Raw genomic sequence first — 15,965 nt, 5'->3', positions numbered from 1 at the left:
GCTGGTCGTGGGCGACAGTCTGCGTTGTAGATCGTCTGGCGGGGCGGTTTTGCCGATGAGTCCACCGTCCTCGAACGGTCTATCCAGCGACACGACCGTTCTCGACAGGAGTGCCATGTCCACCATCCAGCCAGTGATCCTGACTGCCGACCAGGACATTTTGCTCGGCTTCTATACGAAATTGTTCGGCGCTGAGGAGATCTTCCGGGTGCCGGCGGAAGGCCCTGCCTTCTACCTCGGCTTACGCCTCGGCGACACCGACCTCAGGCTGGTGGCCAACGCGAACCCGGGGAACGGGGCAGCGCCGCGGATCCTGCTCAGCATCGGTGTCGACGACGTCGACGAGACGCTCGGCCGGGTGGAGGCGCTGGGCGGCTCGGTCCGCAGCGGCCCCAACGACATGCCGTGGGGACAGCGCGTCGCCCACATCCAGGACCCCGACGGCAACGCGGTGAACCTCACTCAGCCGATCCCGGCCCAGTGACGCTGTTCCGCGGTGCTTGTGCTGATAGCGGGCTACCTGCGGTAGAGATCAATTGTCGGTGGTGGCCTCGATGTTCGTCAGCACGAGCAGCGCGCGAAGCAGGTGGGTGGCGCGAGTGGGGTCAGTAGGGAGTCTGGTGAGGATCCGTCAGTTCTTCAGGTGGGCGAAGCCGCGTTCGACGGGGGCGCGTCCGGCGGCCAGGACCCGGTTGGCCTCCCTTTCGGCGGGTGTGAGCTTGCGGGCGCGGGTGGCCTTGAAGCCGGTGACGACCACGGGATCGTCCCCGTCGTCGTCCAGGCCGAGGAAGCCCAGGTCGGCCAAGCCGCCGAGACCAGCAGCGCGCAGGTGGGCCAGGATGTGGTCGCGGCGGGCGGCGGTGATGTCGTGAGTGCGGCCGGGCCGGGCGGCCGATATCCACACCAGACAGCCCTGCTCGTCGGTCAGGGGCAAGCACGTGCAGGCCGTGGCGGCGATACTTGCCGGAGTAGTTCGGGCGGTTCGCCTTGCCGGTGCGGCGCTGGGTGGAGATGAGAGTGCCGTCGATCAGGACGACCTCCCCGCCCCGCTTGGCGATCTTCTTCAAGGCGCGGTCCAGACGCGGGGCCTTGGCGGCCAGCAGGTGGATCAGCTCGTCCCGCCAGCGGCGCACGGTAGTGGCGGAGACGTCGTTGCCGCCGGCCATGTCGGCCAAGCGCTGGTCGTGCCGCAGCACGGCCAGGACGATCACCGCGATCTTCCCCAGTGGCAGCACCCGCCACCGGGACCGTATCGCCTTCAGATGCCGTCGCAGCAGGTCGGCGAGGTGGTTGACGGTGTGCGTGGACAGCGGCAGTCGGCACTGGTAGACCAGGGATACCGTGCCTCCGGCATGGTCGTTGGTCTTCGTCACACAAACCCAACAGCCGCCGGCACCGCAGTTACGCTCCCAGCCGCTGTGCGGTCCCGGTCACGGGCGGGCGGTGAACTTCCCGTCGGGCCGTTTGTGCAGCCAGCCGCGCTCGGCCAGCTTCGTCAGCTTCCCGCGCAGCGGTTCCAGCTTGCCCCGCACCCCGGCGTCCAAGCCCAGCACCTCGCCGATCTGCCGGGTTGCGACCGGACCGGCCGCCTGCCGCACCGCGGTCAGGATGCGCTGGTACTCCGCCGGTAACGCGGACTCGGCCACCCCGGCGCGCGGTCCGGGACCAGCCGCACCGCCCGACCCGCCACTTGAACGACCGGCGACCCTGCCTCCGCCCGCTCATCGGCGATCTGCTCGCTCATCCGCTGCAGTACCCGCTCGGCCACGGCGGGCTCGTCCCGCTCGGCTCGCACCTCCGCCAACTGCTTGGTCAGCTGTTCTTCGAGCCCGTCCAGCTCCGCACTGCGGCTGCCGGGCTGGCGCACTGAGCCGTGGGCAGTGGCCTGAGTTCCTGGTCGGCGCGGTCGGTTACGCGACGTCGGTGGGGTCAGGCCCTGGTGCCTTCGGGCTTGCGCTTTCCGTTGCGGCAACTTCTACGGTCATGCGTGTGGCCGGAGAGACCGGCCCGGCGAGGAAGGCACCGGCAATGGCCTGGTCGATCGCGGAGGTAGCGCGGATGTCCAAGGTGACATCGCGGACGCTGCGGCACTACGACGAAATCGGCCTGCTGCCGCCCGCATGGATCGGGAGCAACGGGCACCGCTACTACGAGGAGGCCGATCTGCTGCGGTTGCAGCAGATCCTGCTGATGCGGGAGCTGGGCCTGGGGCTGCGCGAGATCCAGGCGGTCCTGGACAGCCGGCTCGACCAGGTGGCCGTGCTCCGTGAGCACCACCAACGGCTGCTCGCGGAACGGGACCGGCTGGAGACGCTGGCCCGTACGGTCGGCCGCACCATCGCCGAACTGGAGGAAGGTGAGGGCAAGGGCCATATGACGAAGATCAACAAGCCGGAGAACCTGTTCGAGGGGTTCCAGGCCCCCTCCGCCGCTGAGGCCGAGGTACGGGAGCGGTGGCCACAGGCGTGGGAGCAGTCCCGGCAGGCCGTCGAGGCGATGACCTCCGAGGACACGGAGCGCTGGCAGCGGGAAGTGACGGTGCAGATGATCCGAATGGCGGAGTTCATGGTGGCCGGCACGCCGGTGTCCGACCCTGCGGTACAGGCCGAGGTGGACGCCAACTACCAGAACATCTGCCGGTTCTGGACCCCGACCGCGGCCGCGTACAAGGGAGTGGGCCAGACCTATGTCGACGACCCGCAGATGCGGGCCAACTTCGACATGATCGCCGACGGTCTCGCCGTCTACCAGCGCGATGCGATGACCGTGTACGCCGATGCCCGGCTGAGCTGACCGCACGCGCCTGAGGGCTGTTCGGCGGTCGTGAGGGCGGCCGGAGGCGAATGGTGGATTCGAGCGACGCCGACGCCACACGGCCTATGGCCTGTTGTGCACTCGGCAGGTTTCTCGGCTGACGCCGTGGCGTCGCTGTCGCCGAGCGCACCGAGGGCTCTGTCATCCTCACCGCACGTGCGAGGAACTGCCAGGGCCACTCCCGGATCGCTTACGGTGCGACAGTGGTGGCTGTCGCCGGGTCCGTGGGGCGTTCCCGTGTACCCGGCGCCGTCTTCGGGGCGGGGGTCAGATCTCCAGGCCGAACTCGCGCCGCCGGTCCGAGATGGTGGTGAGGAAGCTTTGTGACGCGTAGAAGGGCCTCCGCGTGACCGCGTCGCCGACACCGAGCAGGCCGTCAACCGCCTGGTGCAGCATGTGCGGCTCCTGGAAGGCCAGCTCCTGGCATCCGGCGGTGCACAGCAAGCGGATCTGGACACCTTCCCCAAGGACCAGCACGACCTTGCTCGCACCATGGAACGCGGCCGGCAGGCCCGCGGCCAGCTGCTCAGCGACCACGAGCGCTCCACTTTCCAGCACCGGTTGCGGTATCATCGCGAGAGCGCCGAAAAACTCCGTGCACACCGAGTAACGGTCACCGATGCGGTTGGCGCACTGCTCTCGACCAGGTTCGGCTCCCGCGCCCGCCTCGAGGCCGCCGACAAGCTCCGTGAAGCCGTCATAGTGGAGCGGCGCCTGCGCCAGGATCTCGACCGGCAGGCAGCCCTCGCTGCGGAAGCCGAAGACGCCCTGGCCACCGACGCCAAAGCCCGCGCCGAGAAGCAGTCGGTGATGGCCGCGGGGGCCAGAGCCGAGAAGCGCCTCACCCCGGCACTGCGCAGCCGTCTTGCCGATGCGGTCCACGAACGGGCACTCCTGCCCACCTGGTTCGTCACCGTTTTCGGTTCAGCGCCGCCAGCCAGGTCCACCCAAAAGTGGCTGGAGACCGCCACTGAAGTATTGCTGTATCGCCTCACTTACAGCGTCACCGACCAGGTGGTCGCGCTTGGCGAGAAGCCGCCAGACACCGCTCAGCGCCGACGGGCCTGGTACGACCGGCTGCGCAAGGATCTGCAGCGCTGGTAGTGGTCACCTGGCAGCGTAGAAAGATCGGACCGTTTCCGGGGCTTGGTCGCTGGACATGGGCAGCACACCGTCCGCGAGGCCGACGAAGGAGACCGCCGCCACGCTCGGCTCGTGCCCGTGGGTGCAGGGCGGACTGCGCGTCCTGCCCGCTCAGCCGCTGGCTGGTTGGCTGGGAGCCGGTGCGGACGGGGCCCCTCAAGCCCACCGACCCGAGGGACCGCATGCCCGTTTCACTACTCCTTGACCGGGGTCGATTTCAGGAGGGGCAGCCACTGGGATGGCAGCGCTTGCTCGGCCCGGAAGATGTCGGCGAGTTCGGCGGTGCTCAGCACTGTGATCGTGCGTGCTCGGGCGGTGCGCCACGAACGGATGAGGCGGTCGAAGACTTCCAGGACCGTCGGCGGGCGTACGAGGTAGGTCTCGTCGCTGGCGAGCATGCGCGCGGCGGCCATGATCTTTGGCTTGGGGGACATGAGGAGCGCGATGGAGCCGCTTGGGGCAGAGGCCTTTCGCTCGGCCTCCGTGTACCTGAGGTGTCCTTGGGCCTGGCGGACATTCTCGGGGCCGATCTCGCCGGTGGCAGTGGCTTCGCTCTTCGCCTCCCACGTAATCCAACGGGCGTCATCGAAGATCCAGACGGCATCAGGGGCCGCAGGGTTGGCGTCGTCGTCGTTGCCGTAGCTTTCCGAGGCGCCGGCGAAGGTGCCGAGGTGGACGAGCCCGGCTTCGTAGGCGCGGTACTCGGTGCCTGCGAGGCCGGCCCGTGCCTCGGCGAGGGCCTGCTCGAAGCGTTCGGAGTCGTGCAGTTCGGTACGGGCGATGACAGCGAGCATCGCAGCTTCATTAAGGGGGTCGAGGTCGCCGAGGACGGGCGCGTGGGCCCGGTCGCTCGGCGAAGCGATGTGGGCGAGGAAACTGCTGGTCTGCGCCTTCCGCTGGAGTTCGCGGTAGTAGCGCGCCCCAGTGTCGCGGTGAGATGAGTCTCCGCTCTGCTGCGCGAGCCGCTCGGCGATGCTGTATCCGAGATAGTTCCACAGCGCGGCATAACGCTGGGGTGTCCGCTCGCCCTTGAGCTGGTCCAGGACACGCTGTACGGCGGTGAGGGCCCAGTTCCATTGGTTGTTCCAGATCGCTTCCCAGACCGCGACCTCGTGCCGGGCCGCGTTGTGCAGCTCACGGGCGCTGGGCGCGACGGTACGGGTGTACTGCTCACGCTGGGAGGAGATATGGGTGTCGACCGCAGCCCAGTCCTGCTCATGCCTGCGAAAGACGGCGAGGTTGTCGAGCATCTCGCTGGAGGTGGTGCCCAAGCTGTTCGTGCGTCCGAACTCGACCTCGGCGTGGACCTCCGGATGCAGCGCCGCCTGGACGTCCGGACCGGACAGGTACGACGTCAGGGACCGGCCGAGCACCATGACGGCCGCCCAGTCCTTGTTGCTGCGGGTGGCCCGACCCGAGCCCTGCACGATGCGCGCGCGGATGCGCTCCTGAAGCACTCCCAGGGCGCCGAGTGATTCGTGCAGGAAGCGTTCCTGCAGGTCTCCCCGGGCGGGCAGTCCCGCGAGCACGACGAGCCGGCAGTCGTCGCGGGGGAGGTCTATGCCGTCGTAGCGGTTGGTGAGCAGCAGGGCCGCGTTGTCCATCGCGGTGAAGGTGGCGAGTTCGTCTTCGACAGGGAATGCCGTACTCGTCAAACTTTGCCGCCGTCTGCCTCGCCAATTGCCGAGTCGGACAGAGATAGGCGACACGTTCACCATATTTGCGTCGCCGGTACTCGCTGATCAGGCCTCCGACAAGAGTTTTGCCCGCCCCGGTCGGCAGCTCAATCGCTACGTCTGATGCGTCGGACTTCTTCACATGCCAGTCTCGAAGGACATCCTGTTGGTGTCCCCACACGAAGTCTGGCCCACGGTTCGTCAGGGCAAGAATCCGGTACAGGTCAACCGGGTCCTCCGGCATGGCCGCATCGGCAGATTTCAGCTTGAAGGCCACTTCACTCCGTTCCCCCGCTGAGCTGACTAGAGCTCAGCATTTGTCCTTGTTCCTCGGCTTCTCCAAGTACTGCAGCATGTCAGGCCGATGACGTGGCAGCCTCGCATCTCGGCCGCGGATTGCTGGCCGTCTGGCTCCTCAGCGACCCCGCCGCTCGCACCGCCGCCCCCAAGGGCGAGAGCGCTACTGTGGCGCGGCATGCGCTGGTCGGTCAGAACGGCGCTGTTGCCGCGTCCGGCGTGCTCATTTCAGATCGGCGGAGCGCCCCGATCGGCTGGTGGGGACACGGCGGTCGTATCAGCTCGGGTCGTTGTAGCCGGGAAGGCCCAGTGGGCTGGGGATGAGGGGGAGGTTGTCGTCGGGGGCGTCGGCGAGATAGATGCGGTAGTGCTCGCCGTCTTGGGGGCGCAGGACGACTCTCATGCCGGCGGCCTGCCCGGCGCGAAGGGCTTCGATGGCTTGGAGACTGTTGTCGGCGACGACGCGCGCGTGGAAGAGATGGACGGGGCCGATGTCCATGCTGTGGCGGGCCGAGGGTGATCTCGAATCCCGGGGGACTGATGCGCAGGCACTGGGGCTGTTGGCCCAAGACGGCTCGCAGGGCGGGGTCGTCTTGGCCGTTGAGGGTGACGGTGATCGTACGGGCGGGGCGATAGGCAACGCAGCGGCCTTCGATGAGGAGGCGGGCGATCCGCAGGTCGATGCGCTCGAGGCCGGTGCAGTCCAGGGGAGCGGGGAAGAAGGTCTCGCAGTGGCGCTGCACGACGTCCAGGTCGGAGAGGTAGAGAAGGAGGCTGTCGACCTCGGCGACGTCGTTGGCGCTGCCGGTTCCAGCCATGGTTCCGGAGCCGGCGGCTAGGCCGTTGATGTTGACCTGGAACGAGCCGCCGCGCAGGAGCCCGGCGGTACAGGCGTAGGACGTTCATGGCCTCGGCGGGCGTCCGACCCTCCAGGTCGAAGGAGTACCTCAAGGTTCCCGCCGCCTGGTGGTCGAAGGGGACGAGCATCTGCAGGCGAGCGCCGTGAACGTCGGCGTCCACCGATCGGCCCACTCCTCCCGATCCCATCGCGATCAGGCACCCGGCGTACCGTCCGGCCCGACCTCCATCGGTGTCGAAGAACTGGATCTCGGCTGCGGCATCGGCCTCGACGACGAGTGGCACGGGTTTCCAGATCACGCCGACGTCGGTGACGGTCTCCGTCAGCCACTCCGGGCCCTCGACGGTCACACTCTCCACCGCCTCGGGTTCGAGGCGCACCTCCTCAGCGATTCCGTAGCCCAGCGCCCGGTTCAGAGCCGCACGCACGTCCGCGTTGATTGCCTCCGCGCGGGGCGTCAGGAGCAGCCGGACCGGGCTGACTTCCTGCGCGAGTGCGTGCTTGCCGCGCAAGGTCTGGATCACCATGTCGCCCTGGCGCGCGAAGTCCCATGTCCAGTGGGGGTCGATACCGTCCGCCCGACTGCCCAGAGCACGCACCCGTTCGACCAGATCGCCCCGTTCGGCCAGGAGCGCCTTCTCCCGGCCGTAGTCCCGGGCCGCTTCCCGGGCCTGGTCTCGCGTGAACGTGGCTTCCAAGTCCGCGTGAACGGCGAAGCCGTTGTCGAGGGCCGCCCGGTCCATGACAGACACCTTCACCACCCGGCCCTCAGCGAGCTTGTCGACGAAGGAACGCTCCGAGGCCGTGAGCACGCAGGGGACCACGAGCGTCCACTCCACGGGGTCATGCTGCATCGCCCGGCGAAACGACTGCTGAATCGCCCGACGGCGGCCTCGGTGAGAGCCGGGGAAGCCGTCGGGGTGGTACTTGAGCTGAAAGATGTGCAGGCCCGCATCCCTACGGACTTTCACGTCGATGCCGCCGTCGCCCCCGCGCCCGTTGACCGCGATCGCCTGGCCGTCGAACATCTTGAACAGCAGTGCCTCGACATGCCGGTCGAAGGCTGACTGCCCGATACGATCCCAGTCGATCGCCATTCCACGCCCCTCCCGTTCGTAGCTCGCATCCTCACACAGAGGTCCGACACTGGTACCGCAGACGGAATTCGGCGGCGCGGAGGACGGGCGGGCACCCGCATGGACGAGCAAAGCCTGTCAGGGGATGTACGCCATACTCGAGCCGTCTGGCGCTCGCAGGATCGAGTCCGTGCGGTTCGGCGCTTAATGGCCGCGAACGCCGAGCAGTGTGTGACTGAGCGTCTCGACGCTGCGGGCGCGAGCCCGGCTGAGGTACACACCCTCATAGCGGCCATCCAGGCCGGCGCCGTGGAAGGCGCTCATGGCGAAGTCATCGAGCTGGACACGCAGGCCTCCTCCGCCAGCAGCGACCAGGTCCACGAGGGCTGGCTTCGCGCGGTCGAGGCGATCGCCGGCAGGCTCGCCCACATCGCCGACCGCACCCTCCGCCAGGCCCAAGCGGTGGCTGCTGCCCCGGAGACACCGTCGGCTGAGCCGAGTTGGAGGCCGCATCCCTTGCCTACGCCCGTCGACAGCGTGGGGGAGGAGCAGGTGCACCGGGTGATGGAGGCGGCGGAGAGGATCTTCGTTTCCCTGACCGGTTACACCGGCTTCGACGGCGACATGTCGGAAGAGATCCTCACGGTCGTTCTGAAGGCGATCAGCGCCGAGCAGCAGGAGGACTACGTATGGCAGTTGGAGGCCTTCGCCGAGGCCAGCCGTGACCGCCTCGGGCAGCTGTACGGGAAGTACGGGCCGGGCGGGAAGTTCGAGGATGAGGGCCGCTGCTATCTCACCCATCAGCCCGAGAGCGTCGTGGCCTGCGAGCGCCTGGACACCGTCCCCTATGTGGATCGAAGCGGTGTGGAACAACGAGCTTGACGCCGAGCTGACGCTGGACCGCTTCACCGGCCATCGATGTACTGGCCTCCGCCAGCTCGGCGGCGCCTTCCGTAAATCGACGGCTGTCTTGCCGGCACCGGACTCAGCCTCACACGCGACACGACAGACAACCCGAGAAAGTCAGTAACCCGTCCTCGGTTGGCAGATACGCAGCCTGGTGGATGCGGACGGTAGGTAGGCCGCCTTCTCTGCTTGCGTGAGGTCACGAGCAACGGCCTCGCAGAGGGCGCGTATCGCGGCATCAGGAGCGGTATAGGTCCAAAGTCGAGCGGTAAAGTCTCTGCCGCCGGTGGCGAGGGTCTTTCCGTCGGGACTGAAGGCCACCGAGCGCACACCCTTGGTGTGCCCGGTCAGGACGGCCGTGATTTTGCCGGCGCTCACGTCCCACAACTGCGCGTTCGCACTCAGGTCGGCAGTGGCGAGGGTTTTCCCGTCGGGACTGAACGCCACCGAGGTCACAGCCTGGGTGTGGCCGGTGAGTGTGACGGTGGTCCGGCCGGTGGTCACATCCCACAGGCGCACGCTCGCGCCCACGCCGGCGGTGGCGAGGGTTTTCCCGTCGGGGCTGAAAGCCACTGACGCCACCGCGGGAGTGTGGCTGTTCAGGATCGTGGTGGTCTTGCGGGTGGTGACATCCCACAGGCGCACATTCGCGTCCTCGCTCTCGCCCTCGGCCTCGCCGGCGGTGGCGAGGGTCTTCCCGTCGGGACTGAACGCCACCGAGTACACGTAATCGTTGTAATCGCTGCGGCTGTCCAGGGTGGCGGTCCACTTGCGGCTGGTGACGTCCCACAAGTCCACATCGTTGCCACTGGTGACGGCGAGGGTCTTTCCGTCCGGGCTGAACGCCACCGAGTACACGGAAGCGTTGTCCACTACTACGGCGGTGGTCTTGCCGGTGGTCACATCCCACAAGCGCAGGCCGTCGCCGCCAGTGGCGAGGGTCCTCCCGTCGGGGCTGAACGCGACCGTGATCAGGGATCCGGTGTGGCTGGTGATGGTGGCAATAGTTCGGCCGGTGACTACGTTCCAGAGGCGCGCATCCTGATCCTCACTGCCGGTGGCGAGGGTATGTCCGTCGGGGCTGAAGGCCACCGTGTTCACGGGTCCGGTGTGGCCAGTCAGGACGGTCCTGGTTTCACTGCGGGTCACGTCCCACAAGCGCAGGCCGCGGTCGAAGCTGGCGGTGGCGAGGGTCTTTCCGTCGGGGCTGAACGCCACCGACCGCAGTCCGTCGGTGAGCCCGGTCAGGACCGCAGTGGTCTTGCGGGTAGCCAAGTCCCACAAGCGCACGCTTCGGTCGTAGCTGCCGGTGGCGAGGAGTTTCCCGTCGGGGCTGAACGCTACCGACCACACCTCGTCACTGTGGCCTTTCAGGACGGCGGTGGTCTTGCGGGTGGCGACGTCCCACAAGCGCACACTGTCGCCCTCGCCGGAGGTGGCCAGGGTTTTCCCATCGTGGCTGAACGCCAGTGAGTCCAAGCGGTCCGGCAATACACTGTAACTGGTTGTCAGGACGGCGGTGGTCTTGCGGGTGGCGACGTCCCACAAGCGCACATTGCCACCCTGACCGGCGGCTGCGAGGGTCGTCCCGTCGGGGCTGAACGCCACCGGAAACACGTCTCCGTCGTGGGTGTCCAGGACACTGGTCGTCTTGCGGGTGGCGAGGTCCCACAAGCGCACCGCGGAGCCAGCGGCGGCGGCGAGGGTCTTCCCGTCCGGGCTGAACGCCACGGTCCCCACCGCGGTGTCGTGACTGTCCAGGATGGCGGTGGTCTTGCGGCTGGCGACGTCCCACAAGCGCACATTGTCACCCTCACCGGCGGTGGCCAGGGTCTTCCCGTCCGGGCTGAACGCCAAGAAAAGATCGTGGCCGTTCAGCTTGGCAATGGTCTTGCCGGTGGGTACGTCCCACAGTTGCACCTTCCCGTCGTAAGCGGCGGTGGCGAGGGTTTTCCCGTCGGGGCTGAACGCCATCGAGTTCACAGCCATGGTCAGTCCAGTGAGGCGGCGGCGCAGGGGAAGGCTCGCCGCGGTACTCAAGGCGCTGGCGGCCTCCGGAGTTGGGCTGGTGCGGTAGGCGGCGATCGCGAGGAGGGAGGCCAGGTCGGGGTCGGTGGTGAGGAGGGCGCTCGACTGGGTGGCGAGCTGCCGGGACTGGGCGGCGTGCTGGGCCGCCAGCGCTATCTGGCGCTGCCACCAGGCCGTCCCTGAGGCAGCCAGGGAAAGGACTAGGAAGGTCGCGAGGACGGCGTTGAGGAGTCTGCTGCGCCGGACTGCGGCCTGCTGGCGTCGGCGGCCTGCATTCAAGAAGGCCACGAGGTCGGCCGGCAGCCGACGACGATTCGACCAGTCCATGCCCTCGGCGAGGAGGGTACCGGCAGGCAGGTCCCGCGGCTCGCGGTGTTCCTGCCAGCGGGCTTGCTGAGCGCGGGCGCGTTGCAGCCAGCCTAGAAAGAGGGTGTCCTGCTCGACCCAGCGGCGCAGGGCGCCCCAGTCGCGGATCAGCGTGTCGTGGATCAGCTCAACCGTCGACGTCCCGTCGGCGTCGTCTGACCCTGGCCCGACTGCCCGATCGCCCGTGATGATGCGATGCTGGAAGAGCACGGTCAGCACCTCGTCGACGGCATGGAGTGCCTCGGGGGTGCTGTCGTCGGCGGCCAGGTCGCGTAGTTCGTCCAGTGGGAGTTGCTGGCGTGCTGCCGGGATGTTCAGGGCCTGGTCGGCGGGGCGAACCAGCGCTGTCAGGGCCCGCTGGGCGATGCGCAGCTGCGGCTCATCGAGGGCGTCCAGGGCGGCGCCGTACCAGTCAGCCAGGGCTCCGGTTACGGCGCCGATGCGGCGGTAGGCATCGTGGGTGAGGCGACCGTCGTGGTCCAGGCGGCGTTCCCACAGTCGGCTGAGGGCGACTTCGAGGAGAGGCAGCACGGTAACTGGTGCTTCGATGTCCGCACTTGTTCGGGGGCCCAGGGACAGTACGTCGGAGACGATCCGCTCTGCCAGCCCAGGTTCGAAGCCCACCTGCAGGTCTTTGGCGGGCCCGGTGACGATCGCATCCAGGTCCTCGCTGGTCAGTGTGGCGGGCACGTTGAGCACGCCCCGTGCCTCCAGCGCGGCCTGCAGCAGTCCGGGGGCCAGCGCGGACAGTCGAGGGTAGAAGTCATCGCGCATGACGAGGAGCACGCTGAGCGCTGCCTCGGACCGGATCGCCTCGGTGATCCATGTGAGCGTCGCCAGGTCCCGCGACTGTGGTTCGGTGGTGGGTGCGAGGAGTTCCTCGAACTGGTCGACGACAAGCACTACGCGGTCATGAGCCGAATCGGCGGCAAGCAGGTTGGTCACGGCTGACCCGATCCCCGCCGTGGCGGCTCCAGGCAGGCCAGCCTGTTCGAGTGAAGTCGGCAGGTCGGTGCCCGGCCGCACGACTATGGGGCGCCAGCGGTCACTGCCCGGCAGCCGCCCGGCCGCCAGTGCGGGCAGCACGCCTGCTTGGACCAGCGAGGACTTGCCCGCCCCCGAAGGCCCCAGAAGCAGCATCACTCGTTGTCGACCTGCCAGAGCCGCCACGACCTGGCCCACCGCCGCCTCCCGGCCGCGGAACCAGCGTGCATGCTCGGTGGTGAACGGCTCCAGTCCCCGATACGGCGTCACATCGAGCACGTCGAGGGCGGGCCAGGCTTCCCGCAACACTGCGGTGGGCGTGGCGTAGGCAATGCCCTGTCCCCGATCGTGACCGTCGGGGGCCGTGATCGCAGTGATCATGCCGACCACCAGACCAGTCGTCTCGTCCAGGACAGGCCCGCCGCTGAACCCGGTGGTCAGATCGTTGGCACCAGTCAGCTGTAGCAGCTCGCCAGCGCCATCCGTGCCCGGAAGTAGCCCGACCGCCGTAGCCGAGCCGAAGTGGCCGGCTGGCGGCGCCTGCCGAGGGAAGCCGAGCGAGCGAACCCGGTGACCGCTGCAGCCTGCCGCCGATCCCAGAGGCAGTGGGGCCACGCCCGCGAGCGCCTGGTCCAGCCGTACGAGGGCGACATCCTGGTTCTGCGGGTCGCGCCACCCGTCATGGAGTACCCGGCCCTGAACCGCTGGGGCGCCGAACACGCGCGGGAAGGCCAGCGGCACCAGGTCACCAGGTCCGTAGCCGCCGTCGAGCAGGACGTGTGCGCAGCTGATCAGCAGGTCTGCGGCGATCAGGAATCCCGTACCCACCACCGCCGCGTTCTCGTCGCGCACCTGGGCGACAGCGGCAGTCAGAGCATCGGTGTGCTCGGTGTGCATACGGGTCAGGCCGGCCCTTCGGGGCCCCTCGAGGGGGCAGGTTCAGCATCGGGGTCGTCCTTGCGCCACAGCATCTTCACCGTCAGATGGCAGGTGGCAGACGTCTTGGTGATCACCACCCCGGCCTCCGTGGCGAGATCGACTCCGAACTCGACCTCCAACTCTGTCGGCCCCGCGTCACGCAACCGGCTCAGCACCGTACGGGCCAGTTCAGTCACCGGCTCGAGTGCGTCGCTAAGCCCTACCGGCAGACCGCGGATCGCCTCGCCGACGCGGCCAGCCTTCACCGGGCCAGCCGCATCCTCAGCAGCCTCGACCAGGATCGAGCCCCCGCCCTCCAGTGGCACCCGCGCCAACTGCTGTCCCATGGCATCTTCCCCCAACCGCCCTACGGTGCCCGCGCCGACAACGTACTCGCGTGAGGGTGGCAGACGCAGAGGAACGTTGAGAAACATCCGCGCCGAATCGTGCGCTTGTACGCTCCGTGATTTCCTTCTGCACATCTCGTCGGGTCTAGAGGGTGCCGCCAGGTGCTCGGAATACGCTGACGTGATGACTTCCGTCGCTTTCGTACCCTTCGAGAATCTTTATCCTGATGGCGCGTTCAGAGCTGGCGTGCAGTGGCTCGGAGACCAGGAGGGCAGTCCGCTGCTCCTTCTGGACGAACTGAGTGCGTACAAGCAGAACAGGGAGTGGCAGGAACTGGCGCGCGATATCACCGTGGCGTCGCTTCGGACCCTGAACCAGTCCGAATGGCAGGGAGGTTCAGTGGTCGCCGCGTGGCCGTCAGAGGACCTACTCCAGCGCGTCTCCCGCGAGCTGTCCTCCAAATGCGCCACGGCGGTGTGCGTGCTGATCTACGGCGATGCCGCGTATCAGGACGCCTGGCTGCAGGCGAACAAAGCCCGGCATGCGGAGACAGGTGCACCGTACGAGGGCACGGCATGGATGCTGCCACCGGTGGTAGAGCGAGCAGTGGGGTGGATCGCTGACACGGTGAACAAGTCGACCGGGTTCTCGCACCCGTCTGATCACGACAAGGCTGTCCTGGTTCTGGAGCAGCTGCGTCAGCGGGGTCACACCTTCGATGTGCAGGCTCTGTATGCGCGGGCCTTGGTTCACGGTTTGCAGCCCAAGTCGGCTCGGGAACTGTCCGATCTCGCCGATCGGCTAGCAAAGGGCAGCCAATCGCGGGTGTCGAACCGAGGATTGCTGCGGTCGGACCTCGTGCAGATGTGGGAGGCCGAGATCAACGGCGGGTCTTGGCCTGGCGGAGACTAGCGGGGCGTCGGCCGCAGGCGTGTGAAGAGTCCGCCGGTAATGCGCCGATATCTGCGGCAGTGCGGGGCACCAGTGTCCAGACGCGCCGCAGGCATCGCGTGAACAGGGCCCTGTCTCGGCTTCGGTGCCGACGGGAAGGTCATGGGGCGCGCGCCGCCACATCACACCTACGTTGCTGAATTCCTGGGAAATCCTAGAGTGCAGCGGCTGGTGCCCAGTCAACTCTCCTGGTTTCCGATGCGGGTGACGCGATCGGGTCCGGGGTGGTCGACGCCGGGGACCATGGGGTTCTCGTAGTCGAACTCGACCTTGCCGAAGGAGTCCCCGGTAATGGGCGGCGGGTCGTTGTCTGCGATGATCAGTTGCAGGCGCTCGCCGTATGCGTCGGCCAGGGTCCTGAACCGGCTGTAGATCTCGGCAGCGCGTTGGCGGTCGGAGGTGTTGTTGCCGAAGGCCTTTCGCGGTGAGTCGATCACGAGGAGGGACGGGACCAGGACGTCGGCGTGGTCGAGACCGGAGGCGAGGAGGGTGAGGCTGTAGGCGAGGTTGACGGAGGTGGCGAGGCCGCCGCCGGAGGCTTGCAGGCTCTCGAAGGGCTGTCCGTTGACGACGGGCAGGTAGCTGTCGCGGTCGATGACGGCCGTCTCGACCCAGGGCAGGTTCCATCCGGTGAGCAGCCGGCCGAACTCGGTGCTGAGGTCGCCCAGCAGTGACTGGCTGGCCTTGAGTTGCTCAGACTTCTCCTTGATCTCTTTGTTGACCTGCCGGCGCTCGGCCTTGATCGAGCGGATGTCCGCGTCGATGGCGCGCACCCGGGCCCACGATTCCCGCAGTTGGGTGATGGCATCGATGCTGGCTTTGAGCGCGGCGACGCGGGAGCTGGCCTCGGCGATGGCGTCGAAGCGTGGGGCGACCGCATCGCGGGTCTGCGCGTCGAGCTCCCGGCGCAGGCTACTGATGGCGAAGCTGAGCTGCTGCGACCGATCCTGGGCCGTCTGCAGGTGCGCCTCGTCTGCCTGCTGGATGCGCTGTGCGTCCTCCAGCTGTTGCTCTAGGGCTGTGCGTGTCTCCTCGATGGCAGCCGGGTCGATGTCGGCGTCGACGGGGTCGGGCTGGAGGCAGACGAGGCAGTGGCCGCCCTCGACGGGACGGGCGGCCAGGGACTGCATGCACCGCGGGCAGACGACGAACTCGAAGGGGGAGAGCTGGTCGATGGCCGTGGCCGACCGAGCGAGCCGGGAGAGGTCAAGTTCTACCTGGGCGACGACGGCCCGCCGCGCGTCGACGAGGTCGGCGGCAGCCGATACTTCTTCCTCGGCCTGCCGCGCGGCGCGGATGGCGTTCTGGAGTTCGTCGCGCAGCGCGGTGTCGGCGGCGGTCTGTTCCTCGAGTTCGGTGCGAAGACTGGCCAGGGCGGAGTCGGCCCGGCCCAGAGTGTCGCGCAGCTGCGTGAGCTCGGCCCGCAGTTCGTCGTCGCTGCGGGGGTCGGAGGCCGCCAGGAAGGCACTGACGTTCTTGTGCTCGGCGGTTCTGGCAGTCAGCCTTTCCAAGAGCTGGTTCCTAGTAGTGCTTCGTCAGGTCTATTCGTTGATGCTGATCAAGAGCATGTTGGTTGTGTGGATGCGCATGAAGTGAACC

16 protein-coding genes and 1 pseudogene are annotated in these 15,965 nt (G+C 67.8%); 8 read left to right on the top strand and 9 right to left on the bottom strand.

What is annotated here, in order from left to right; translation table 11 throughout:
- Positions 1–115 precede the first annotated feature (115 nt).
- The gene (locus ACWBNA_RS38885) at positions 116–484 is read left to right on the top strand and encodes a VOC family protein (RefSeq protein WP_482709275.1); all 369 of its coding nucleotides are present in this window, start codon (positions 116–118) and stop codon (positions 482–484) included.
- Positions 485–631: 147 nt separating this feature from the next.
- Here ACWBNA_RS38885 and ACWBNA_RS38880 read toward each other — a convergent pair whose 3' ends face one another.
- Positions 632–934 carry a transposase family protein gene (locus ACWBNA_RS38880; protein WP_482709274.1) on the bottom strand — a complete coding sequence of 101 codons (303 nt, stop codon included), beginning with the start codon at positions 932–934 and terminating at the stop codon, positions 632–634.
- 496 nt (positions 935–1,430) lie between these two features.
- Positions 1,431–1,646: a hypothetical protein gene (locus ACWBNA_RS38875; RefSeq protein ID WP_482709273.1), complete on the bottom strand. Its 216-nt coding sequence runs from the start codon at positions 1,644–1,646 to the stop codon at positions 1,431–1,433.
- 44 nt (positions 1,647–1,690) lie between these two features.
- On the opposite strand from ACWBNA_RS38875, the gene ACWBNA_RS38870 reads away from it, so the two are divergent.
- Both ACWBNA_RS38870 and ACWBNA_RS38865 read left to right on the top strand, forming a co-directional pair.
- Positions 1,691–1,870, top strand: coding sequence for a hypothetical protein (locus tag ACWBNA_RS38870; protein WP_482709272.1), 180 nt, complete (start codon positions 1,691–1,693; stop codon positions 1,868–1,870).
- A 158-nt stretch (positions 1,871–2,028) separates the two neighbouring features.
- Positions 2,029–2,793, top strand: coding sequence for a MerR family transcriptional regulator (locus tag ACWBNA_RS38865; protein ID WP_482709326.1), 765 nt, complete (start codon positions 2,029–2,031; stop codon positions 2,791–2,793).
- A gap of 288 nt (positions 2,794–3,081) precedes the next feature.
- Here ACWBNA_RS38865 and ACWBNA_RS38860 read toward each other — a convergent pair whose 3' ends face one another.
- Entirely contained in the window at positions 3,082–3,210 is a 129-nt protein-coding gene (locus ACWBNA_RS38860; protein WP_482709271.1) for a hypothetical protein, read from the bottom strand.
- Here ACWBNA_RS38860 and ACWBNA_RS38855 point away from each other — a divergent pair, their 5' ends adjacent.
- A complete protein-coding gene (locus ACWBNA_RS38855; protein WP_482709269.1) occupies positions 3,211–3,918 on the top strand; it encodes a hypothetical protein in 708 nt (235 codons plus the stop codon).
- A 233-nt stretch (positions 3,919–4,151) separates the two neighbouring features.
- On the opposite strand, the gene ACWBNA_RS38850 is transcribed toward ACWBNA_RS38855, so the two are convergent.
- The 3 genes and pseudogenes from ACWBNA_RS38850 to ACWBNA_RS38840 form a co-directional block, all read right to left on the bottom strand.
- Positions 4,152–5,612, bottom strand: a complete 1,461-nt coding sequence (locus tag ACWBNA_RS38850) for a helicase C-terminal domain-containing protein (RefSeq protein WP_482709267.1) — start codon at positions 5,610–5,612, stop codon at positions 4,152–4,154.
- A 25-nt stretch (positions 5,613–5,637) separates the two neighbouring features.
- A pseudogene (locus ACWBNA_RS38845) lies at positions 5,638–5,877 on the bottom strand (DEAD/DEAH box helicase family protein); the annotation flags it as partial.
- Positions 5,878–6,207: 330 nt separating this feature from the next.
- Positions 6,208–6,429, bottom strand: coding sequence for a hypothetical protein (locus ACWBNA_RS38840; protein WP_482709266.1), 222 nt, complete (start codon positions 6,427–6,429; stop codon positions 6,208–6,210).
- On the opposite strand from ACWBNA_RS38840, the gene ACWBNA_RS38835 reads away from it, so the two are divergent.
- From ACWBNA_RS38835 to ACWBNA_RS38825, 3 genes are all read left to right on the top strand, one after another.
- Positions 6,422–6,769: a hypothetical protein gene (locus ACWBNA_RS38835; RefSeq protein ID WP_482709265.1), complete on the top strand. Its 348-nt coding sequence runs from the start codon at positions 6,422–6,424 to the stop codon at positions 6,767–6,769. The two genes, ACWBNA_RS38840 and ACWBNA_RS38835, sit on opposite strands and share 8 nt — an antisense overlap.
- Before the next feature lie 127 nt (positions 6,770–6,896).
- A complete protein-coding gene (locus ACWBNA_RS38830; RefSeq protein WP_482709264.1) occupies positions 6,897–7,856 on the top strand; it encodes a hypothetical protein in 960 nt (319 codons plus the stop codon).
- Positions 7,857–8,072: 216 nt separating this feature from the next.
- On the top strand, positions 8,073–8,747 hold the full coding sequence (locus ACWBNA_RS38825; RefSeq protein WP_482709263.1) for a hypothetical protein: 675 nt from the start codon (positions 8,073–8,075) through the stop codon (positions 8,745–8,747).
- A gap of 141 nt (positions 8,748–8,888) precedes the next feature.
- Here the strand turns inward: ACWBNA_RS38825 and ACWBNA_RS38820 are convergent, their stop codons facing one another.
- Both ACWBNA_RS38820 and ACWBNA_RS38815 read right to left on the bottom strand, forming a co-directional pair.
- Complete coding sequence (locus ACWBNA_RS38820; RefSeq protein ID WP_482709261.1) at positions 8,889–13,046, bottom strand: nSTAND1 domain-containing NTPase; 4,158 nt, start codon at positions 13,044–13,046, stop codon at positions 8,889–8,891.
- A 5-nt stretch (positions 13,047–13,051) separates the two neighbouring features.
- The gene (locus ACWBNA_RS38815) at positions 13,052–13,414 is read right to left on the bottom strand and encodes a CU044_2847 family protein (protein ID WP_482709260.1); all 363 of its coding nucleotides are present in this window, start codon (positions 13,412–13,414) and stop codon (positions 13,052–13,054) included.
- Between the two features lie 184 nt (positions 13,415–13,598).
- Between ACWBNA_RS38815 and ACWBNA_RS38810 the strand changes: the two genes are divergently transcribed.
- Positions 13,599–14,327 carry a hypothetical protein gene (locus tag ACWBNA_RS38810; protein ID WP_482709259.1) on the top strand — a complete coding sequence of 243 codons (729 nt, stop codon included), beginning with the start codon at positions 13,599–13,601 and terminating at the stop codon, positions 14,325–14,327.
- Between the two features lie 218 nt (positions 14,328–14,545).
- Here ACWBNA_RS38810 and ACWBNA_RS38805 read toward each other — a convergent pair whose 3' ends face one another.
- Positions 14,546–15,877, bottom strand: coding sequence for a hypothetical protein (locus ACWBNA_RS38805; RefSeq protein WP_482709258.1), 1,332 nt, complete (start codon positions 15,875–15,877; stop codon positions 14,546–14,548).
- Positions 15,878–15,965 lie beyond the last annotated feature (88 nt).

The sequence above is a fragment of the Streptomyces sp. Q2 genome, from assembly GCF_056820935.1.
The sequence above is the reverse complement of the archived record's forward strand: the minus strand, read 5'-3'. Positions and strand labels throughout refer to the sequence as shown.

Coding starts and splice junctions, on each gene's coding strand:
- ACWBNA_RS38885 (WP_482709275.1), top strand. CDS start 116: ATGTCCACCATCCAGCCAGTGATCCTGACTGCCGACCAGGACATTTTG.
- ACWBNA_RS38865 (WP_482709326.1), top strand. CDS start 2,029: ATGGCCTGGTCGATCGCGGAGGTAGCGCGGATGTCCAAGGTGACATCG.
- ACWBNA_RS38860 (WP_482709271.1), bottom strand. CDS start 3,210: ATGCTGCACCAGGCGGTTGACGGCCTGCTCGGTGTCGGCGACGCGGTC.
- ACWBNA_RS38835 (WP_482709265.1), top strand. CDS start 6,422: ATGTCCATGCTGTGGCGGGCCGAGGGTGATCTCGAATCCCGGGGGACT.
- ACWBNA_RS38840 (WP_482709266.1), bottom strand. CDS start 6,429: ATGGACATCGGCCCCGTCCATCTCTTCCACGCGCGCGTCGTCGCCGAC.
- ACWBNA_RS38825 (WP_482709263.1), top strand. CDS start 8,073: ATGGCCGCGAACGCCGAGCAGTGTGTGACTGAGCGTCTCGACGCTGCG.
- ACWBNA_RS38820 (WP_482709261.1), bottom strand. CDS start 13,046: ATGCACACCGAGCACACCGATGCTCTGACTGCCGCTGTCGCCCAGGTG.
- ACWBNA_RS38815 (WP_482709260.1), bottom strand. CDS start 13,414: ATGGGACAGCAGTTGGCGCGGGTGCCACTGGAGGGCGGGGGCTCGATC.
- ACWBNA_RS38810 (WP_482709259.1), top strand. CDS start 13,599: ATGACTTCCGTCGCTTTCGTACCCTTCGAGAATCTTTATCCTGATGGC.